This is a genomic window from Vibrio sp. E150_011 (assembly GCF_053544015.1).
Genome location: NZ_JBHFOL010000005.1, coordinates 115,351 through 137,207, shown reverse-complemented (window position 1 = coordinate 137,207; position 21,857 = coordinate 115,351). Strand labels below are relative to the sequence as shown.

Genomic DNA, 21,857 nt, shown 5'->3' with positions numbered 1-21,857 from the left:
CGTGGCAAGCAACACACCAAGCTAAACCCTATTAAATTCAAGGATAAATGTCCGACTTTTTATTGTGAAATTATGATACTCTTGCTTTCCATCATGCGCCATGTGTGCGACAACGTTTCTGTCACAATTTACACAAATGAATACTAAAGAATTACAACCTATTCAATTCCTTGACGTTCCTTATCAAGACGATCTCGCTACCCACTACTTTGCTGCCATTGAATGCAATTCTTGGTCAATGTTATTGAAATCTTCGTCCTTGGATCATGAAGACAGCCGCTTCGACATTCTTGTCACAAAGCCGGTTGCGACCCTTGTCACTCATAACCTGAACACAACCATCACGCAATGTGTAACAAACCAAGCTGCAGCAGTAAACCAGGCTTCAACGGTAAACCAAACCGCGGCTGCCGCTATTAGCACATCGGCAACGACTAGCACAACGGCAACGACTAGCGCGATGGCAAGCACTTCCACGACAACAACCACTAGCAAAAATGACCCGTTTTCTTTATTGGAGACGGCGATACTAGAGCACATCGGTCACGTTGACAGCGATAGTCATTGGCCATTTGTAGGGGGAGCGCTCGGTTATTTTTCGTATGACTTAGGCCGAAGAGTTGAACACCTCCCCGACTTAGCCATTCAAGATATCGATGCACCAGAGATGGCAGTCGGTATTTATGATTGGGCGCTCATTGTCGACCATCGAGATAAAAAAGCCATTGTCGTAGGCCAAAATGTCCATCAACACTTAGCTTGGTTGCAAGCTCAAGTTGCCCCCATAACGACATGCTTTAAGAGAACGTCGAATTGGCACGCCAATATGACTAAAAGTGAATACAGCGATAAGTTCTCAGCAGTGCAACGCTACTTACAGGCAGGAGATTGCTACCAAATCAATCTCGCCCAGCGCTGGCAAGCTGATTACGAAGGCAGCGAATGGCAGGCATTCACACAACTAGACCAGCAAAATAAAGCGCCATTTAGTGCCTTTATCCGTCTAGACGACATCGCCATATTAAGTATTTCACCCGAGCGATTCCTGCTTGCCAATGATAAACAAGTGCAAACAAAGCCAATTAAAGGAACAAGGCCAAGAAGCCAAGACCCGCGGCAAGATGAAGCCAACGCGCTCGAGCTGTCTAATGCCAGCAAAGATCAGGCTGAAAACTTGATGATTGTCGATTTGTTACGTAACGATATTGGGCGCGTCGCGAAGCCAGGTAGTGTAAAAGTGCCTAAGTTGTTTGATATTGAGAGCTTTCCAGCTGTCCATCATCTTGTCAGCACCATCACAGCACAACTTGATGAACAATACAGCGCTCTTGACCTTTTGAAAGCAAGCTTCCCTGGGGGGTCGATTACTGGCGCACCTAAAATCCGCGCCATGGAGATCATTGAAGAATTAGAGCCCCATCGCCGACATATTTATTGCGGCAGTATTGGTTATATCAGTGCTCATGGCGTGATGGATACAAGTATTACCATCCGTACACTTGCCGCGTATCAGGGTAAAATTCATGCTTGGGCTGGAGGCGGGATTGTTGCTGATAGTCAGTGTGAAGCCGAGTATCAAGAAACCTTTGATAAACTGGCGAAGATTCTGCCTGTTTTATAAGCGATCAGAATGCCATTTAGATAGCGTTTTAGTCAGATCTTTTGCGGTATAGGGTTTCGAGAGTATGTCGTCCATGCCCACGTCAAAACAGGTTTGGCGTTCTTCTCGAGTCGTCCCTGCCGTCAGGGCGACAATCGGCTTTGCATAGTGTTCAGAACGCAAAGTCCTCGTGGCTTCAAATCCATCCATCACTGGCATACGGCAATCCATAAAAATCAGGTCATAACCACATTTTCGTGCATGCTCTACCGCTTCCACACCATTGACAGCAATGTCAGGGTCGATCCCTAGCTTACTCAGCATTTTGGTAATGATTACCTGATTTAACTTTATGTCGTCGACGACGAGTACTTTCATTGTTGATAAGTCGATCGCAATTTCTTCTTGTATGACTTTGCGCTCTTGATGGCTTGAGGCTAATTCGACACTAAGCGGCAGTGTCACTTTAAAGACAGTGCCCACGCCAATCTTACTGCTTAGCGATATACTTCCGTTCATCAACTCAACCAATCGTTTACAAATGGCAAGCCCAAGACCTGTCCCTTCATAATTCCTTGAACTAGAGCGGTCAGCTTGAGTAAAAGGTTGAAATAATTTAAGTTGTGCGCTTTCACTAATACCAATGCCGGTATCAGAGATCGAGAATACGTAGGCCCCTTCCTCTTCCTGAACCTCTAGACGAACATGACCACGCTCAGTAAACTTAATGGCATTACCTAACAGATTGACGAAAACCTGAGTCAGTCGCTCCTGATCGGCACATATAACTTTGTCTTCAAGGCATTGGGCTTCGGTGTGAAAATGGATTTGTTTTTCTGCCGCTTTATGTTCAAAAATACTCAGCAGCATAGCGTTGATATTTTGCCATCTAAACTCAGAATGAATCAGCTCCAACATGCCAGCATTTATTTTGCTGAAATCAAGCAAGTCATTGATAATTGAGCGTAACATCAACCCTGATTGGCTCAGATTTTGATGCAAGTCTTTTTGCGAATCGGTTAACGTGGTATCCGCTAACAGTTCTACACTGCCCAATAAGCCGTTAAGTGGGGTACGTAACTCATGGTTTATCATGGCTAAAAATTCACGAGTAGAACGTTCAGAAGCTTCCGCTCGTTCTTTTGACTCAATATGCCGAATAGTGATCAATTGCCGCGATATCGAACTCGACAGCAACTCACACACCAAGGACATTTGACTGTGAACAAAGCCGACATCAACGGAGTCTCTTAACATTGTAAGGTTCAACGACCCCACTCTTTGTTGTTCCACTTCAATTGGAACACTCGCCGTAATATGTATATCCCCCTCTTCTTGTTTATTCATTGATGCTGAAACATAAACTTGTTGTTTGAGGGAAGGGATAAGATCCGGATGAAGTTTAACAGAGCAACTAATGTTATCTGACATATCATCAAGCTGCCTGACAAGATCAAGCAACAATACATCATCGAGGTTGGTACGCAAAAACATCCGCCCAAAATGAATCAGTATTTTTTCTACACTTTGCTGCAGTTCTAATCGCTTAAAACTGGCTTCCGAACGCATCTCAACTTGTTTAAGCGCTTGTTCTAATTTCTGATTTGCAGAAAAGAGTTCAAGGCTTTTTTCTTCCAATAACCTCTCTGCAGCCTGACGGGCTGCTTTTTCGCGTTTGATCTTCCTTTCGAGTGCGGCTTCACTAGGCATAGACTTCTCAGGCAAGAGTTAGATTAAAGCGAACGACGCTGTTGTCATCGGTTTGAGGTGTCATCTTGACTTCTAACTGCTCTCCAAAATGATTGGCACACCCTTCGATCAATCCTAAACAGACGTGAGACATACAACGTGCACTTTCGTAATCCAAGACCATCTCGGTTTCAGTTTCACTAATAAAATGAAACTTAGGAGGCTGAGCATCGGCATACAATTTTTTCACTTCAACATGAATATAGTTTTCCACATGCCGTATAAATTGAAACGTCGAATCACTCTGTCCAATACTGGCACTGTCGGGTAATGACTTCAGTAACGCGCTAAATACGGTTTGTCCAAACACTTGTTGTAACGTCGAGGGGTCAATATTCGTTTTCTTACTCAAATTCACAATCAATTTAACTAGGTCTTTGTGATCATAACTTCCTACGGACGTATAAACGCCTTCATCGCCAGACATATCGAGTACTTCATCTAGCACATCCAAGCCAAATTTCTCTTCGACCAATTCCATAAACTCAGTGAAAATTATCCCTTTCATCAACCGCCTCCTTGTCGACGTGTCCTTGATTACTTATCTTACTAATAGAAAGTAATAGATGAATATATCCATAAAATCCAATATTTTAGGTCCTAAAGATGAAATCGTAACAAGACAATGAAAACAAGCATTCAATGTCAAATGGAAACCGACGAAAAGCCGACCGTCCCATCTTCGAAATTCAAGGTTAAGTTCAACCTCATTATTTCACTCGGTTTAATGGTCCATAACGTGCAGAATTTAAGATCGTTCGACGTAACAAAAGCGTGACGGCAGTGAATATCAATACGCTGGATCCGCTTTCGACTCCTTTGACTCACAAGCTGCTGCAGTTCGCGACGAGACACTTGCCAATGATGATCAGACTTATCTACAACACAACTTTGATAAGAGACATTAGGCATGAATATAAGGTCAAATGACAAGGCACTAGCTTCATTGCACACCTCGCCAAGATACACAAATAATGTCTCTAACCCTTTGCTACTTGAGGGGATAGTAAGCGTAACCTTGCCTTCCAGGTCATTGGTTTTTGAGACGCCATTAGAGCACTTGAGTGTCGGTTTTGCGATATCAGGCTGGGCAGCTATATCAATAATATCTCGTGTATTTAATTCGATTGCGGCCCACTTCATTACTTCATGTTCAATGTTTTTCTGACCAACAGTCTGAGGCGACAACATAGTAACGCCTGTTGCTATAGTTTCTATTGCATCAGAGATGCTATAAAGCAAAATATTACAGCACGTACCTTTATAAGGAGCCAACGCCACCTCAAATGAGCCATTATCTGACGGTTCACACAGCGCATGTCGATCAATTGAGTATAACCGTTCAACGAACAGTATTGGGCTGGTTAACTGTTTATGTGCATCAATTAAAAGCTGCTGTTGAGTTAAAACACAAGTATCTTTCGACGCAGAAAATTGTAAAGGTCGCGTTACAATCGATGCAAACAACACAGGATCAACAAATATCGTATATTGGACACTGGTGCTGTCGCTCACGTTCGTTAACGTAATATGTAGACCTGTTTTTGTTCCAGCTTGAGATTGGACGATGCCAGGAAATCTCGGGACAAGAAGCGCATAATCTTGGCATTGTTTGACATAACTGCAGCTAGACGTACTTACTATGGTCAAAACACGCAGGTGGTCATCAACGGCAGGATTAATTGCTAGTGCGTCAGCGATTTGATTTTTAGATATGAACAGCGTGCCATCACTGAGCAATGAGTAAGATACCTTTGGTTCTCGAGCACTTATATGCCCAAACTCGAGAGGAATAGCCTCATCGCCCCACAATTTAAGATCACACTTCACACGAATAACGACGTTTTCTACAACGCATCGTAATTTTAATCCGCCTTTGAAACCGGCAATAGGCAGAAAACCATACATTCCATTGCCAAAGTCTTTGAATATTCCACCGACACCATCAAAAAAAACAAGCTGCGGTAGTAATCCTTTTAACTCACTCACCTCTGCGCACAAATAATCTTGGTTAAACACGATCGTACCGCCAGGTAATTGCACGATATTGCGTCGTCCAATACAAGTCGATGAGTTTGAAGTTACCTGTTCTAAGGTCACCATACTATACTGAACTTCCCGCGGTGGATTGCGCCATTAACACCCCTACTTGCGCTGGCGTCATCGGCTGATAAAAAAGGTAACCTTGAATGTAGTCAACGCCTATCGCCTTCAAAACAGCAAGTTCCGATTCTTTCTCTACCCCCTCCGCGACAACTTTAATGTTCAAGTCATGAGACAACTGCCGCAACATATTGACTGCAAAGTATTTTTGTTTAACTTCATCAATATTAGAAATAAATTTTTTGTCAATTTTCAACTCATCAAAGTCGAAATCACTAAAATAAGAAAATGAAGCGTTTCCAGTGCCAAAGTCGTCAACAGCAACCTTTACCCCTGCCGATCGGATTGTTTTAATTAGGTTTGCATTTTGGGTGTTATTGATAAAATATGCGGTCTCAGTAATCTCTATCGTCACCAATTCATTGTCAATCGAAGAGTGGTCGATGAATTCAAATAAATCACATAAGTGTGCAGAATACTCCCCTGATTCCACCAAGGAACAGTTCAACGATAACGACAAGGGTTGTAAGCTTGAGTGTTGAATGATCAAAAATTCTTCAATCGCACGCTTGGCAACAATCAAATCTAATTCCGAGATTACTCTGAGTTCTTCGGCTATATAAATCACCTCTTGGACAGAATACTTTACGTCTTCAAATCGGAACCGACATAGCGCTTCTAGCTTTGTGACTTCCCCACTTTGAGTATCGACAATAGGCTGAAAATTAACATCAATCTCTTTGCTTTTGATCGCTTCGATTAGTAAACGCTCCAAACACTTCCTTCTGATGTTCGCTTTTACGAGCGCTTCATCGTAATAATTTATGTTACTTTTTCCCACTTCATGGACGAACATGGCTTGTACTGACTGAGATATCACCTCATCTACGCTGTTATTATTGAGGCCATATAGTGCTACGCCTACTTTTCCCTCTGAAATATCATTGACAAGATGGCCATCAAGGTAGGTTTTCAACCCTGAAAAAAACTGCCTAATGCTCAAATTAATCGTTGATAAATCTTTTCCATCCGTATTTCTAATTCGAATAATCACAACAAACGTGTTATTTCCGAGATAACCAAAGCTTTCTTTATCGTGGAAATGGCTCAGTGCAAGCAAGACTTTATTTCTCGATGTTTCTTCAAGCTCAGAATAAAAGTTAGGTTGAAATGAAAGAATAATGAATTTACCGCCGCGGCGAGACAGTGCTTGAGCTTTAATTCGGAAAGAGGTTTCATCAAGTACTTGCTCTGTGATCGCTAAGTCACAACTAGAGAAGAGTGGCGTTGGTTGAGCATCAGTATCGGCAGTAAACGAATAAATATAAACATGCTGAGAATGCGCCAATTGGATTTTTCTAACATTCACTATCTCGATCATGGTTTTACTTTCTTTTGAACGTGTTGCCATCGCGCCTTGCCATTTACGACAACTGCGAATCGTTTGTTTGAATACCTCGAGATGGGCATTATTTTGGTGGAATAAACTGATGTTTGTGATGTTTTGACCTAACGCTGTTATCGCTGAAACGTTATGCTGTTGGCACAAGGTATGGTTAACAAAGATAACTTCGTGGTCTTGATTGGTAATCATCACCCCACCCATTCGTTCATCTAACAACTGTTCTATTAACGTGAGCACGCTGATGTAGCCGTCCGTACGTGACATCAAGGTCACGCACCCTTTAACTTGCTCGTCAACGATCAGATAAACCTCAAATTTAACGATGAGCATCTCTCTTGCCGTGGTTTGCAAAGGAACAGATAAGGCCGCGGGTACACCGCCCAATTCAACATCGCGAATTAAACTCAGCAGTTGATTGATAGTCTCCAATGAAGGCGGTTGAACCTGTTCAGCGCTCAATTCAAGCGATAAGATGTTTTGCCAAAATGCCCCCGTTGACACGACTTTGGTTATGTCCGGTAGCCCTTCAGACCAAAATAACTTTTGTCTATCGTTTGTACTCGATACCATGACTTTTTCTCTATAGCGACGTTAATTGACGAGTTGCATAAACACCACAGCGAACTTATCTACCAAACTAGGAAATATAGTGTCGAAATCAAGTTAGTTTGCCGATAATACGCTACTACGCCGCATCACTTATCTCCTCCACACTGGTTACAATGAACACAGCCTAAACAAATGTGACATTTGTTCATTTTTAATGGTATTTCTATTACTAGTGACTCATTTATCTTGAATGCTACCGATAACTTCCTAGTTTATTGTCGTTCCAACACAACGAGATGATGTTATGAGCTACTTCTATGTGTTTAATATTTATGATGAGAGCTACATTACCGTGCCGCCAGCATTTAAGCGGCTTAACAGTAATGACGTTCCTGAAGAAGAAATCGAGATTAGAGATATTATTACTTGTTGGTATGAAGCAGGACTTCAGCCACTTGAGCGCGCCATACCCGTTAACTGTTCTTTCCTTGAAAACAAAAAAAACTTTGAACGGTTAACTCGTACATTAAAAACATTAATCAGGTTCAAGGCCTATTTTTGTGCCATGAAACGAATAATTTCGCAATGGCATAGAGAGTCACTTGCACGTAAGTATCTTGATTACCTACTCGACAAACACGTATCGCCAGAATATAAACCTTAATATCGCAACCAGATACGTAGCGTCGTAAATTTGTTTCTTTTGTGAGATTCGACAATATTATCAATATTATCAATAGATAATCCTAGGACAAGGTGCTAAGTTTAGTTCACTTGTTTCAAGCGAATGATTTTTATGTATAAATTTGTAAAAAACAAATTGGACACGCGCTACAGTCAACTACCGTCAAGCGATTTGGAACTGAATCATGGTGACGTACCTGTAGAAGAAATTGAAGTGAGGGAGATGTTGTCCGCCTGGTATGACACGGCATATCAGCCTGTAGTGACAGCGACTTCTGAAGAAGAGATCAAGACAGCGAAACTGCGTTTGAATAAGTTGGAAGCAACAATTTTAGTTGTGCTTAAAAACCGGGTATACCAAGCTGCGTTTGAACGGATTTTAACAACCCAACTCGAGTCTGCAAGTAAAGAGCGCCTTGTTATGCTTCTCGATCAATCCAAAAATCGATGTGCGATGCACTAATCTAGCGTGGTTATGCTCTCACACACTTGCTCTTATTGTCGAAATGCTTGCTACAGCGTATGTCCTTTATCGTTGGGCTAGCAAATTTCACAATAAGGCCAAGTATGTTAGATAATGCTCACCAATGCCTTACCACCTTCCTAACCAAGGCCTCACCACCCATAGCAGCCAACATGCCCACTAAAAGAAGTGGCTCAGTTAATCCATCCGTCAAATTTAAGCTTATTCTGCAATTTTGATACCCCTTCTTGTTGTAGCTGTCTGACCCGCTCTTTTGATAGACCATATTTTTCACCAAGCGCATCTAATGTTAAAACCTCTTTCCCAAACAAGCCAAAGCGATGAATGACAATATCTTTATACTTGTCAGGTAGTGAGAGAATAACGAGCTCTAGATTACGCAATAACTTTTCATCATGGCAGACCTCATACGGCTCTGGGATAGCCTCTGAACGACAGTTATCTAACGACAAATACGCTTTGTCGATAATATCGACCGACGAACTTGATTCAATAAAGCCGCTCATGTGAATCAACTCGCTAACATGAGCCTGTGATTTATCTGCCTTATCCGCAATTTCTTTGACTGACGGAGAGCGTTTTAAGTCAGCACTCATTTTCTTTGTTTGTTTGGAAAGGCGATTAATTTCTTTAATCACATGTACCGGCAGCCGAACCGTACGACCTGTATTCATTAAGGACGATTCGATACTTTCTCTAATCCACCACACCGCATAAGTACTAAAACGAAAGCCTTTTTCTGGCTCAAACTTATCAACCGCTTTCATCAAGCCAAGATTCCCCTCCTCGATAAGATCGAGAATAGTGTGATTGCTTAGCCCTCTCTTTGTGTAACCTCTAGCGATTTTCACAACAAGTCGAAGGTTGGATTCGATCAATACATCTCTCGCGGCTTTCTCACCTCTTCGGGCAAGTGTTGCATAGTGATACTCTTGTTCGGGCGTCAGCAAGTCAACCCCAACGACATCCTTAATGTACTTTGAGTAAAAGTCTGTATTTTTTTCGTTATAGTCTGAACCTTGACTTGTCGTATTGGGCGTTTCTATCCTTGCGCTCATTCAATGTTCCTTATTTTGTGTCGCAACACTAGCCTGACGAAGCGATTGTTGATTTTTTGTTACATATGTCGCACAAATAAGAATAGACAGGTTTATTCTATGCATCAAAGTTTACAGCTAAAGAATGACTCATTTTTTTTGATTTCTAGTCGTAAAGTACTAGATTCTTGCAGCCCAAATCTAGGAAGTTTAGATGATAGGTGTTTCTATTTTCATTTTTACACCAGCTGTACTATTTTGTAAGTATATGAAGTAAGAAGTAAACATGATCACTTTAAGCTTGCCAACGATGAATAATAAAAGGACTAAACAATGATTGATTTCGATGTACTGCGTAGTTATATGGACAATGACGAAGACATCATCGCAGCCGTTTTTATGGCCTTTATGGAAGAACATGAGAATGGGGCTGAGACGGTGCTCAACCTATATCAGACACAAAACTGGAGTGAGTTGTTCATTACTGCACACTCCCTAAAAGGGATCCTCGCTAGCTTTGGGGAAACGAAGGCCGTAGATAAACTAGAGGCCATTGAAGGTATGACTCGAAATAATGAAGCTCCAAATGTAGAAGATATTAATTTGGTGGTCGCAGAAATGCAGGTCGTCAAAAATCAAATCAATGAATACTTAGCGTCGGTAGCGTAGCATTAGATGACTCGATATGAATTTCTACAACGCTTTCAGCTGCATGCTCTTTCTGATTATCATCCCGAATCAAAGCAACGTTCAGCGCATGTTCAACACCTAACACTTCGCGCTGCTAGCGTGCTCATAGGCTTGGTTGAGAGAAACGGACGCCTACAAGTCATCCTTACGAAGCGAGCTAAACACCTGAAACACCACCCAGGACAAATTAGTTTTCCTGGTGGTAAAGTGGAACCTAGCGATCCCAATGCCCACTTTACTGCGTTAAGAGAAGCCGAGGAAGAAATCGGGTTAAGGTACGATGAAATAGAAGTGATCGGGCATTTACCCGATCTCATTACGATTACTCAATTCCAAGTCACGCCTATCATTGCTTTCGTTAAACCAACCTACCAACCCAGGGTAGATAAAAATGAAGTCGATTATCTATTCGAAGTTCCTCTCGATTTTTTAGCTCATACATCAAACATGACAATGCACCGTTTCAATATAAAGGGGCAGAATCACCGAGTTTTGGCCATCCCATACAAGACCCATTTCATATGGGGCGTAACCGCACAAATAATCCAAAGCCTCCAGCATCAACTTACGCAACAATAGCCTCACATCTTAGTCACAAAACGCAATCGTTTCCGCTAATTATCATTAGTTAAACTAATCTGAAAGTTAGCGGAACTAATCTGTAGCACAATAAAAACGTGACCCAATTAACGAATTCATCAGCACTATGAATAGACCCCGCAAAATCATGACCTAGATCTAATTTTTGCACTTAAAAACATTGCAAACTCCTCCCGACTTATTTCCTGTTCCCAAAAATGAGTAACATAAATGACTACTTCAACAACAACTACGGCTGCTAGCCGCACTTCTTCTAAGTGGACTTACAAAGATTTCACTTGGGCATTGTCTTTATTCGGTACCGCGGTAGGTGCGGGTGTACTTTTCCTACCAATTAAAGCCGGTGCGGGTGGCTTCTGGCCATTAGTTATCCTAGCGCTAATAGCGGCTCCAATGACTTGGTTCGCTCATAAAAGTTTAGCGCGCTTTGTTCTTTCAGCTAAAAATCCAGATGCCGATATTACCGATACGGTAGAAGAACATTTTGGTAAAACTGGCGCAAACCTTATTACTTTTGCTTACTTTTTCGCCATTTATCCTATTGTTCTTATCTACGGTGTTGGCATCACTAACACAGTCGATTCCTTCCTCGTCAACCAAATGGGTATGGAATCCATTCCTCGTTGGTTACTGTCTGGCTGTTTAATTGCAGCAATGACATGTGGTGTGGTATTCGGTAAAGAGCTTATGCTAAAAGCCACATCAGTAATGGTTTACCCGCTGGTTGCGATTTTACTCGCATTATCGCTGTACCTAATTCCAGATTGGAATACATCAATGGCAAGCGTGAGCCCTGACTGGGGTTCAATGCCTTCTGTTATTTGGTTAGCCATCCCAATTATCGTTTTCTCATTCAACCACAGCCCTATTATCAGCCAGTTCTCTAAAGAACAACGTCGTGTATACGGTGACGATGCTGTGAAGAAAACAGACATGATTACTGGTGGCGCAGCAATGATGCTGATGACATTTGTTATGTTCTTTGTGTTCTCCGTTGTTCTGTCTCTTTCACCAGAACAACTTGCGACCGCTCAAGAGCAAAACATCAGCGTACTGTCTTACTTAGCAAACGTTCATGAATCGCCACTTATTTCTATTCTTGGTCCAGTAGTTGCGTTCGCTGCGATTACTTCTAGCTACTTTGGGCACTTCTTGGGTGCACACGAAGGTCTAGTTGGCTTAGGTAAATCTCGCTCTAAAATGCCAATTAAGAAGATTGAAAAAGTATCGCTACTGTTCATCGTTATCACTACTTGGATCGTATCAATCATCAACCCAAGCATCCTTGGTATGATTGAAACCATGGGCGCTCCGATGATTGCGGCTATTTTGTTCCTAATGCCTGTTTATGCAATGCGCAAAGTACCGGCAATGGCAAAATTGAAAACCTCTACGCCTGTACAAATCTTTACAGCACTATGTGGTATCGCAGCCATTACTTCTGTAATCTACGGCGCTTTTTAATTGACTCCGTCAATTAGCCAAATAAACACCCTATAACAATAATTTAAGCCTCCTCGTTCGAGGGGGCTTTTCTAGAGGTAAATCAGTATGATTAGTGTTTTCGATATCTATAAAATTGGCGTTGGTCCTTCAAGTTCTCACACGGTAGGTCCAATGAAAGCGGGTAAAGAGTTTATCGACGATTTACGTTCGATGGGTAAATTACGCGACATCACCAAAATCACCGTAGATGTTTATGGATCACTATCACTGACAGGGAAAGGTCACCACACTGATATCGCGATTATCATGGGGTTAGCAGGTAACTCTCCTGAGAAAGTCGATATCGATTCTATTCCAGGCTTTATTGCTCGAGTTGAAGAAACAGAACGTCTACCTGTTGGCATGCATTGCCATACGGTTTCGTTTCCTCGCGACAGCGGAATGAACTTCCACTCTTCCAACTTATCTCTTCATGAAAACGGTATGCAAATCCATGCTTGGATTGATGAAGACGTCGCCTATTCAAAAACCTATTATTCTATTGGTGGTGGTTTCATTGTTGACGAAGAAAATTTCGGCAAAGAAGTGACGTCCGCTATCAAGGCTCCATATGAGTTCAACACGGCAGAAGAGTTAGTCAACCAATGTAAAGAACATGGCTTGTCTATTAGCACGTTAGTGATGGCGAACGAGCATGCGGCTTACTCAGATGATGACGTTCGAACTTACTTTGCCAACATTTGGAAAACCATGCGTGAGTGTATGGATCGCGGGATGAACACTGAAGGCATTTTGCCAGGTCCACTTCGTGTACCACGTCGTGCGGCGGCGCTTCGCCAGCAGCTACTGACATCAGAAAAAACGAACACCGATCCAATGGCTGTTGTTGACTGGGTGAACATGTATGCTTTTGCCGTCAACGAAGAAAACGCAGCGGGCGGTCGTGTTGTGACTGCGCCAACCAATGGCGCTTGTGGCATTATCCCTGCTGTCCTCGCTTACTATGACAAGTTCATTCAAACTGTGACAGAAAAAGATTACATTCGTTATTTCGCGGCGTCTGGCGCGGTAGGCGGATTATACAAGCAAAATGCTTCTATTTCTGGCGCTGAGGTAGGCTGTCAAGGTGAAGTGGGCGTGGCGTGTTCGATGGCCGCTGCTGGTCTTGCTGAGCTTATGGGCGGAAGCCCTGAGCAAGTCTGCATGGCCGCAGAAATTGCTATGGAGCATAATCTTGGCTTAACTTGTGACCCTGTTGCAGGCCAAGTACAGGTGCCTTGTATTGAGCGTAATGGTATTGCCGCAGTGAAGGCGATTAACTCGACTCGTATGGCGCTACGTCGTGCGTCGGCGCCTCGTGTTTCATTAGATAAGGTTATTGAAACCATGCTAGAAACAGGTAAAGACATGAACGCCAAATATCGCGAAACCTCTCAAGGTGGCCTTGCTATAAAAGTGGTGTGTTAATGTCGTTTACCCCTGTTAAATGACTCGATTCCAATGCGTAAAACATTTCAGTACGGGGCATATTTTAAGACAGGACATCCAATAGCAAAAAGCCCAAAGTGACTCACTTTGGGCTTTTTTATTCAAGAGAAACACCCTAGCCTACGTAAATACAACCAGCCGTGCAGGTCTCTTTGATCTCAACTTTACTCAACAGAGGAAGTGATGGTTTTAATTGATCCCAGATCCACTTAGCCAATACTTCACTTGTTGGGTTCTCTAACCCCTCAATGTCGTTCAGGTAGTAGTGGTCTAAGCGATCATATATCGGCTTAAATACAGCTTTTATCTCTGAAAAATCAATAATCCAACCTGTATGTGGATCCACTTCACCTTCAACGTATAAGCGAACTAGAAAAGAGTGGCCATGTAAGCGACCACATTTATGCCCCTCTGGAACATGCGGTAGATGATGTGCGGCTTCAAACATGAACTCTTTATACAACTCAGTTTTCATAGGAATGCTCTGAATAAAAATGACAGGCAATCCTACTGAAAACGAATCATTTGCTCAAGTTATACTGTGAAGAATAACTTTGAGAAAAAACCGATTGCAATCAGGCTAGATGCCGAAGAACACACTAATAGTACCGGTGCTTTTGTACGAGGGTAGCGTTCAAAAAGCATTAAAATGGCCAACAACGTTGGATAGAGGCCAAAAATATATCGTGGCATCGCATTCACGCCTGATGAAAGCGGGATCAACAAATTGATCATCATAAATACCGCTTCAGCATATCGCTTCTTCGCAAACAAATAGACATTGAGTCCAACACCAAACAACGTGACAATCACCAAATACAGCTTGGGCCCCCCTTGTTCTACGCCATAGCTAAGCCAATGAAGCGGGTTGCTCAGTGTTCTTCCCCATGCAATCTGAATATGACCAAATGCCAAGGCATCGCCCATCCAAAAATGAAGATATGCCATGTAACTGAAAAAGCCTAAGGGGATTAACCAAATAGACAGCACGACTCGCAAGGCTTTCTCTTTCAAGAGCATAAAGCTTCGCACGCCGTAGTATTGCACACCAAAAATCAAGACCGGAAACACTAGCATGACACCAAGGTTTCGAGTAACGGCCGCTAACATCCCTAGTAATGCAACGACTGCCCATTGTTGTCGGTAGCAGGCAAGAAATACGCCACTGACAAGTGCAATGTAAAGGGGTTCTGAATAGCCAGCCATCGAGTACACGGTATAAGGAGAGAAGCACAATAACCATATCGCCGCTTCCTGTGTTTCAACCGAAAACTTAAGTTGCTTCAATGCCATAAGCAAAACCGGCACACTGAGAAAAAATGTAATATTGGAGACGATAATCAACGCGAGTTCTGTACTTCCGGTCAACTTGGCCATCAACCAACCCAAAAAGGGTGACATTGGCATAAATGCCCAGTTGGCGGCATTCCCTCCCTTCATCCAGGTCGGCACAAGATCGTAACCATTGTCTGCAATGCGCTGAAACCAAATACAATCAAAACGACAGACTTGGTGCCAGACATCTAACCCCGCAGTACTTTCCGGGTTAAACGCTTGTGCACCTAATAAACCGATTACATAAAATGCTAATCGACTGACAACCACGGCAAGAACGATAGTTATCCATTGCTCTTTACTTACCAATAAACTTGGTCGCTCTGTAATAACAGTCTGACAAGACCCTACCCGATTGTTGAGTGGTGATAACTGAGTATTGAATAGCATTAGCGGCTTCCTAGTGCATGGGTAATGGGTTGGGCTAGCAGCTTTATTTGTGTCACAGATAGACTCGCCGGTGTTTCAAACTCAAGGTGCTGGAGTGGTTCTTTCATATCATGAGAGGTTAACACCACAGCCCCTTCGAGAGTGTTGGTGCTTCGTGGATGCAATTCGACACGAATACCTCCATTCAGGGAGGCATAAACAGGTTCAGTAATCGCCCTGTCGAGTGTCATCGAAACATGCAGATGGTGACTGCTTGGCAATGTTGTCATGTTAAAAAACAACCCGCCTCGATGTAGTAACACCCGAGAGTCGCCTTCGACCTTGTCATTCCAACCTTCACGACTCAAGTAAGGAGACGGCTTAACAACATTAATCACACCACTTTCCCCCAACAATAACTGACCATTATCTTTACCCCAAAACCGAGTTTTCTTATCGATGTAATAGGTTTGGTAGCCAAGGGAAACTTGTGGTTGTGTCGCCAAATACAAAACCCAAATGTAATAAAGAGATAAGCCGGTCAAGCTAATAATTATCGCTATACGTCGAATATTAGATCGTCCCCAGACCCAACGATCGTCATTATTTTCTTTGATATCAACCCCCAGCTCGCGCAGTTACATATTGTTACACCAGTATAGGTGAGTTGTACGCCGCTCTAGCCTCGCGTCTGTCAATGCCAAGTCAAAGATCACATATTTTTATGGGGTTCATATCACGATTAAATACCTCATGCTGAGACAATAAAAGCCAGTAATAGTCCCGGTTAGAAACCCCCAACACATTATTTAAAACAATGAATTAGCTGCACTAAATCTCATATTTTATTGTCCGATGCAGTAAAACCATGAGCATTACGAGGTTTTTATATCATACCCTTTTAACAACCAAAGAAATTAACTTAAAATTCACATTATCAGCCCATTACGCTAACTAAAAAAACAATAATCATTATGCGTCTATCTATTAAAAAAATACGTCTTTCTATCACAAACAAGCTTCTTGTTACCCTCATGTTGGTATTTAGCTTAGTCGTCGTGGCCTCCACCGCTTATCAATATAGCCAACAACGCGAACTTATCTATTCATTACTCAGTGAGCAGCTAGAAGACAAGGCCAGCAACTATTTTGACAGCTTGAACATGATGATGATCACCGGCACCATGGCGCAAAAAGAAACACTACGGCACAAAGCTCTTGCTCAAGAAAACGTAGAAAATGTACGAGTGTTACGTGGTAACGCCGTCACGAAAATCTATGGCGAGGGGCTAGATAATCAAGTTGCATTAGACCAGATAGACCAGCGAGCGCTACGTGGAGAAACGGTTCTCGAGCCATTTAAGGCCGATTGGGGGAATGGTTTAGTGGTTGCTCTGCCAATGACAGCCAGTGCAGACTATCGCGGGACAAATTGCATTGCATGTCATATGACGCCTGAAGGCGAGGTACTCGGTGCCATACGCATCGAATACAATCTAGAACACGTCAACGCCCTCATCAACAAACGTACAGCGATTGCTGTCGCGATTATGAGCACTATTGCCCTGCTCGGTTACCTTGCCACCATCTTCATTGCTCGTCGTTTTATTGTCGGCCCAGTTCAGACTACGTCAAAGTTCATGAAGCAAGTCAGTGACAGTAAAGACCTTTCTATTCGTCTATCACCACAGCAGAATGACGAAATCGGCGATCTAACAACCGACATGAACGCCTTTTTAGACACCGTCTCAGACAGCTTAAATAAAGTCCAAAGAACAGCAAAAATCGTCAGTGGGAATGCCGATAAGCTGACACGAATTGCGCAAAGTAATGAGGCGACAGCAAAACGACAGCTGACTGAAACTGCCGCGGTAGAAGCCAGCATGCAAATGCTTGAAGGCCAGCAAGCAACCGTTAGCGACGCAACGGAACGTGCTTCGCAATTGATGCAACAAACTAGTGAGCTCACCAAACAGAGCAGTTCGGAAGCTCATATAGCAAGTAATGACATAGAATCATTAGTTCAGGACATTACTCAGGTATCGACACATATTTCTGAACTCAATGAACAAACGGTACAAGTATCTGCCATTCTTTCCACCATCAAAGGGATTGCAGATCAGACTAACCTACTCGCACTTAACGCCGCCATCGAAGCAGCACGAGCAGGTGAACAAGGACGAGGCTTTGCGGTTGTGGCCGATGAAGTACGCTCACTGGCGAGTAGAACAACAGAAGCAACCAGTGACATCGAAGCGATTATTGTCAAGTTCCAGCATGGCAGTAGCGTCTCGGTTCAGTCCGTTCATGATGTATCGATCACCGCTCACCAACGTGCCAATGATGTCCAAACCCTTGCTCAAAAAATGCAACAGATGGTCTCACATATTGAGTCGACAACTGAGATTGCCAATAACGTTCAAACCCAGATACTAACCAATCGACAAACCAGTTTAAGTGTTGGACAAAAAACCGCAGTGATCACTGAGCACGCCAATGAAGCATCAAGCTCAGCGACGCAGACACATCAAATTAGTATTGATTTGCAACAGCTTTCGCATCAGCTAGAAACCTTACTCAATCAGTTTGTGTTGAGCAATCACGGCACTGAATCTCAATAGCGGCAAAGGTAAACCGTATCTTGAGTTCAATGAAAATGGTGTCGCGTAGTAAAAAACGCGTTAAATAACAGCAAAACGGGACACAATGGCCTCAACACGAGCCTGAAGGGCAATAATAAAAGCTGAATAACCACAATAAAGGTTGAACCATGAAAATTGACAGGTAATATATCCCTCTTACGAGAAATTTATAATCAACTCAATGTCGTGCTTGTATTTTAAACAGTCGCCATTGGGTTGCATTTTTACCTCCATGGAGAAGATTAATAACATGACTTACGCGCCTGTAACAGACGTACTTGGCGGCAAGCTAGCGGTAGACAGTGAAGTCACTGTTCGCGGCTGGATCCGTTCACGTCGTGATTCCAAAGCTGGAATCTCTTTCCTTGCCATTTACGACGGCTCTTGTTTCGACCCGATTCAGGCCGTGGTCCCTAATAATCTTAATAATTATGACGACGAAGTACTTAAGCTAACCACTGGCTGCTCTGTTGAAGTAACAGGTAAGATTGTAGAGTCTCCTGCAAAAGGTCAAGATTTTGAGCTTGCGGCAACCGACGTCAAAGTCGTTGGTTGGGTTGAAGACGCGGATACTTACCCAATGGCTAAGACACGTCACTCTATCGAATACCTTCGTGAAGTGGCTCACCTTCGTCCACGTACCAACGTGATCGGCGCAGTAGCCCGTGTTCGTAACTGTCTATCCCAAGCGATTCACCGCTTCTACCACGAGCAAGGTTTCTTCTGGACTTCAGCTCCGCTTATCACTGCATCTGATGCAGAAGGCGCAGGCGAAATGTTCCGCGTATCTACGCTAGATATGGAAAACCTACCTCGTACCGACGAAGGCAAGGTTGATTTCAACGAAGATTTCTTCGGTAAAGAAACGTTCCTAACGGTATCTGGCCAACTTAATGCGGAAGCTTACGCTTGTGCACTAAGCAAAGTTTACACGTTCGGCCCTACGTTCCGTGCTGAAAACTCGAACACAAGCCGCCACCTAGCCGAATTCTGGATGGTTGAACCAGAGATTGCGTTTGCAGATCTTGATGATGCAGCAAAACTCGCTGAAGACATGCTTAAGTATGTATTCGCCGCTGTTCTTGAAGAGCGCCGTGACGATCTTGAGTTCTTTGCTTCTCGCATCGACAAGCAAGCTATCACTCGCCTAGAGCAATTTGTTGACGCTGATTTCGCACAAGTTGACTACACTGACGCCATCCAAATCCTACTAGATTCTGGTAAGAAATTTGAATTTGACGTTGAGTGGGGCATTGACATGTCTTCTGAGCATGAGCGTTACCTAGCTGAAGAGCACTTCAAAGCACCGGTTATCGTTAAGAACTACCCGAAAGACATCAAAGCTTTCTACATGCGCTTAAACGACGATGGCAAGACGGTTGCTGCGATGGACGTACTCGCACCGGGCATCGGTGAAATCATCGGTGGTGCACAACGTGAAGAGCGTCTAGACGTACTTGATGAGCGTATGATTGCTATGGGTATCGACCCTGAGCACATGAGCTGGTACCGCGACCTACGTAAATACGGCACAGTGCCACACGCTGGATTCGGTCTTGGTTTTGAGCGCTTAGTCTCTTACGTAACGGGCATGGGCAACGTTCGTGACGTGATTCCATTCCCACGAACACCACGCTCAGCTAACTTCTAAGAAGCATTGATTGTGGCTTAGTTAATAAGCTCTATTAATACGCTTCAATGAATATTAAAGGTCACCTTCTGGGTGACCTTTTTTAATGTCGGCATCATCGTTTTCAAGTGACCAAAATTGCATCTTTAGGTTTCGCTTTCAAATCATAGTTAATGTTGGTTTTTTCACGCGACCAAACTACATTTAACGTTAAGGTTCCGAACGACGAGAAGGCAATGATAATGAGCAAATTTACCGAATCAGATATTCACTATCGTGGAGAATCAAATGGCGTTCACAAATGGGAAGCCTCGAATGGTCAACCGTATTATTGGCATCCCGACTGGCTCCACGTCGCGGAAGACGAAACTGGCCTGCATCCTAAAGAAACATTGAATACAACTGATGCAGTCCCTCCCTCCAAGGAACACGCAATTTCCGCCGTGGTGAGACATTTGAACGAATGGTTCAAAGATCAACTTAACCAACATCCAGATATCGAAACCCAAGCAATAGAATCTGAAATAGACCTAAAGAAATAAACGCAACGAAATAACATGTTAATGAATCCTGAATGGAATATACCCGTTCAGGATCGCTCTCGTTATCGAAGTTCCCACCACACTGATAACAAAGTAAAACTGTAAAAATAATGAATTAATGACCTTTTCTGCTTCAAATCAAACTAATTTTTGTTTTTCTTCTTTAATCTGGTTGTCACGTATAGCCTACAAAGGTATAACTAGGCTGTTATCGTTACAAAATATGTTCACATTTGCCCCTTCAATTAACATGGATGAAGATTATGTTTGAAAAAGTTGTTGCCGCGCCCGCTGACCCTATACTAGGCCTCACTGAAGAGTTTAAAAAAGATACTCGAGCTGAGAAGATTAACCTTGGTGTGGGTATTTATAAAAATGAGCAAGGTCAGACCCCTGTTCTTGCTACCGTAAAGAAAGCGGAAGCCGCACTTCTAGAAAACGAAAAAACCAAATCTTATCTCACGATTGAAGGCACGGCTGAGTATGGTCTTGCTGTACAAAAACTCCTGTTTGGTGAAGAGTCTCAAATCGTCACCCAAAAGCTCGCAAAAACTGCGCAAGCGCCAGGTGGTACGGGTGCCTTACGCGTCGCTGGTGAATTCATTAAACGTCAACTGACGGGCGCAAAAATTTGGATCAGTAACCCAACATGGGCTAACCATAATGGTGTCTTTGCTGCAGCTGGTATCGAAACGGCTCAATATAGCTACTACAATTCAGAGACCAAAGACAAAGACTTTGCTGGGATGGTTGCGGATTTAGAGCAAGCAAGCGCAGGTGATATTGTTCTTCTGCACGGCTGTTGTCACAACCCAACCGGTATTGACCCAACATTGCCTGAATGGGAAGAACTAGCAAAATTAGTGGCTGATAAAGGTCTTATTCCATTATTTGATTTTGCCTACCAAGGCTTCGCTAAGGGCGTGGAAGAAGATGCTCAGGGTCTGCGCATTTTTGCAAAACACAACAAAGAGATATTGGTCGCGAGCTCGTTCTCGAAAAACTTCGGCCTTTATAACGAACGTGTCGGTGCCTTTACTTTAGTTGCCGCGTCGAACGACATCGCAGAAACCGCTTTTTCTCAAGTAAAAGGCATCATTCGCTCTATTTACTCTAACCCACCAGCACATGGTGCGGCGGTCGTGACTTATATTCTAAACGACGCAGCCCTTCGCGCAGAATGGGAAAATGAAGTCGCAGAAATGCGTGACCGTATTCAAGAAATGCGCGGCCTTTTTGTGGAAACCCTGAAAGCTGAAGGCGTCAATGCAGACTTCAGCTTCATTGAAAGACAAAACGGTATGTTTTCTTTCTCAGGTCTGTCTAAAGAGCAAGTGAATCAGCTAAAAGACGAGTTTGCGATCTACATTGTAGGCTCTGGTCGAATCAGCGTTGCTGGCATGACAAAATCCAATATGACTCCGTTGTGCAAAGGCATTGCTGCCGTTCTTTAAGTACTTTGGGGAACGTAAGTGACGAAAACCAAAAGAGGTTTTCGTGCTTG

General features: G+C 43.2%; 19 protein-coding genes. 11 read left to right on the top strand and 8 right to left on the bottom strand.

Features of this window, described 5'->3' with window-relative positions; all coding sequences use genetic code 11:
- Nucleotides 1–136: 136 nt before the first annotated feature.
- Nucleotides 137–1,621 carry an aminodeoxychorismate synthase component I gene (pabB, locus tag ACE1OE_RS10475; RefSeq protein WP_449210980.1) on the top strand — a complete coding sequence of 495 codons (1,485 nt, stop codon included), beginning with the start codon at nucleotides 137–139 and terminating at the stop codon, nucleotides 1,619–1,621.
- Here the strand turns inward: pabB and ACE1OE_RS10470 are convergent.
- From ACE1OE_RS10470 to ACE1OE_RS10455, 4 genes are all read right to left on the bottom strand, one after another.
- Nucleotides 1,616–3,310 (bottom strand): ATP-binding protein, encoded by a 1,695-nt coding sequence (locus tag ACE1OE_RS10470; protein WP_449210979.1) that lies wholly within the window; start codon nucleotides 3,308–3,310, stop codon nucleotides 1,616–1,618. The two genes, pabB and ACE1OE_RS10470, sit on opposite strands and share 6 nt — an antisense overlap.
- A 7-nt stretch (nucleotides 3,311–3,317) precedes the next feature.
- Nucleotides 3,318–3,857 carry a heme NO-binding domain-containing protein gene (locus ACE1OE_RS10465; RefSeq protein WP_449210978.1) on the bottom strand — a complete coding sequence of 180 codons (540 nt, stop codon included), beginning with the start codon at nucleotides 3,855–3,857 and terminating at the stop codon, nucleotides 3,318–3,320.
- Between the two features lie 137 nt (nucleotides 3,858–3,994).
- A complete protein-coding gene (locus tag ACE1OE_RS10460) occupies nucleotides 3,995–5,452 on the bottom strand; it encodes a hypothetical protein (protein ID WP_449210977.1) in 1,458 nt (485 codons plus the stop codon).
- A 1-nt stretch (nucleotide 5,453) separates the two neighbouring features.
- Entirely contained in the window at nucleotides 5,454–7,427 is a 1,974-nt protein-coding gene (locus tag ACE1OE_RS10455; protein WP_449210976.1) for an EAL domain-containing protein, read from the bottom strand.
- Nucleotides 7,428–7,710: 283 nt separating this feature from the next.
- Here ACE1OE_RS10455 and ACE1OE_RS10450 point away from each other — a divergent pair, with 283 nt between their 5' ends.
- Entirely contained in the window at nucleotides 7,711–8,070 is a 360-nt protein-coding gene (locus tag ACE1OE_RS10450; protein ID WP_449210975.1) for a hypothetical protein, read from the top strand.
- A 132-nt stretch (nucleotides 8,071–8,202) separates the two neighbouring features.
- Complete coding sequence (locus tag ACE1OE_RS10445; protein WP_449210974.1) at nucleotides 8,203–8,553, top strand: hypothetical protein; 351 nt, start codon at nucleotides 8,203–8,205, stop codon at nucleotides 8,551–8,553.
- 194 nt (nucleotides 8,554–8,747) lie between these two features.
- Here ACE1OE_RS10445 and ACE1OE_RS10440 read toward each other — a convergent pair whose 3' ends face one another.
- A complete protein-coding gene (locus ACE1OE_RS10440) occupies nucleotides 8,748–9,632 on the bottom strand; it encodes a sigma-70 family RNA polymerase sigma factor (protein WP_372059982.1) in 885 nt (294 codons plus the stop codon).
- A gap of 312 nt (nucleotides 9,633–9,944) precedes the next feature.
- Between ACE1OE_RS10440 and ACE1OE_RS10435 the strand changes: the two genes are divergently transcribed.
- From ACE1OE_RS10435 to ACE1OE_RS10420, 4 genes are all read left to right on the top strand, one after another.
- Nucleotides 9,945–10,280 carry an Hpt domain-containing protein gene (locus tag ACE1OE_RS10435; protein WP_449210973.1) on the top strand — a complete coding sequence of 112 codons (336 nt, stop codon included), beginning with the start codon at nucleotides 9,945–9,947 and terminating at the stop codon, nucleotides 10,278–10,280.
- Nucleotides 10,281–10,286: 6 nt separating this feature from the next.
- A complete protein-coding gene (locus ACE1OE_RS10430) occupies nucleotides 10,287–10,880 on the top strand; it encodes a CoA pyrophosphatase (RefSeq protein WP_449210972.1) in 594 nt (197 codons plus the stop codon).
- A gap of 231 nt (nucleotides 10,881–11,111) precedes the next feature.
- Nucleotides 11,112–12,365, top strand: a complete 1,254-nt coding sequence (locus tag ACE1OE_RS10425; RefSeq protein WP_449210971.1) for an aromatic amino acid transport family protein — start codon at nucleotides 11,112–11,114, stop codon at nucleotides 12,363–12,365.
- 87 nt (nucleotides 12,366–12,452) lie between these two features.
- A complete protein-coding gene (locus ACE1OE_RS10420) occupies nucleotides 12,453–13,814 on the top strand; it encodes an L-serine ammonia-lyase (protein ID WP_102471545.1) in 1,362 nt (453 codons plus the stop codon).
- A 136-nt stretch (nucleotides 13,815–13,950) separates the two neighbouring features.
- On the opposite strand, the gene queD is transcribed toward ACE1OE_RS10420, so the two are convergent.
- From queD to ACE1OE_RS10405, 3 genes are read right to left on the bottom strand one after another with little or no spacing between them, the layout of a single operon-like run.
- Nucleotides 13,951–14,310, bottom strand: coding sequence for a 6-carboxytetrahydropterin synthase QueD (gene queD, locus ACE1OE_RS10415; RefSeq protein ID WP_198593034.1), 360 nt, complete (start codon nucleotides 14,308–14,310; stop codon nucleotides 13,951–13,953).
- A 59-nt stretch (nucleotides 14,311–14,369) separates the two neighbouring features.
- On the bottom strand, nucleotides 14,370–15,560 hold the full coding sequence (locus ACE1OE_RS10410; protein ID WP_449210970.1) for a hypothetical protein: 1,191 nt from the start codon (nucleotides 15,558–15,560) through the stop codon (nucleotides 14,370–14,372).
- Nucleotides 15,560–16,045: a hypothetical protein gene (locus ACE1OE_RS10405; RefSeq protein ID WP_449210969.1), complete on the bottom strand. Its 486-nt coding sequence runs from the start codon at nucleotides 16,043–16,045 to the stop codon at nucleotides 15,560–15,562. The genes ACE1OE_RS10410 and ACE1OE_RS10405 overlap by 1 nt, the downstream gene beginning before the upstream one ends.
- Before the next feature lie 489 nt (nucleotides 16,046–16,534).
- Here ACE1OE_RS10405 and ACE1OE_RS10400 point away from each other — a divergent pair, with 489 nt between their 5' ends.
- The 4 genes from ACE1OE_RS10400 (at nucleotide 16,535) to ACE1OE_RS10385 (ending at nucleotide 21,807) form a co-directional block, all read left to right on the top strand.
- The gene (locus ACE1OE_RS10400; RefSeq protein WP_449211100.1) at nucleotides 16,535–18,160 is read left to right on the top strand and encodes a methyl-accepting chemotaxis protein; all 1,626 of its coding nucleotides are present in this window, start codon (nucleotides 16,535–16,537) and stop codon (nucleotides 18,158–18,160) included.
- Nucleotides 18,161–18,431: 271 nt separating this feature from the next.
- The gene (asnS, locus tag ACE1OE_RS10395) at nucleotides 18,432–19,832 is read left to right on the top strand and encodes an asparagine--tRNA ligase (protein WP_102471543.1); all 1,401 of its coding nucleotides are present in this window, start codon (nucleotides 18,432–18,434) and stop codon (nucleotides 19,830–19,832) included.
- 221 nt (nucleotides 19,833–20,053) lie between these two features.
- A complete protein-coding gene (locus tag ACE1OE_RS10390; protein WP_449210968.1) occupies nucleotides 20,054–20,353 on the top strand; it encodes a hypothetical protein in 300 nt (99 codons plus the stop codon).
- Nucleotides 20,354–20,616: 263 nt separating this feature from the next.
- Nucleotides 20,617–21,807 carry an amino acid aminotransferase gene (locus tag ACE1OE_RS10385; protein WP_449210967.1) on the top strand — a complete coding sequence of 397 codons (1,191 nt, stop codon included), beginning with the start codon at nucleotides 20,617–20,619 and terminating at the stop codon, nucleotides 21,805–21,807.
- Nucleotides 21,808–21,857: the final 50 nt, after the last annotated feature.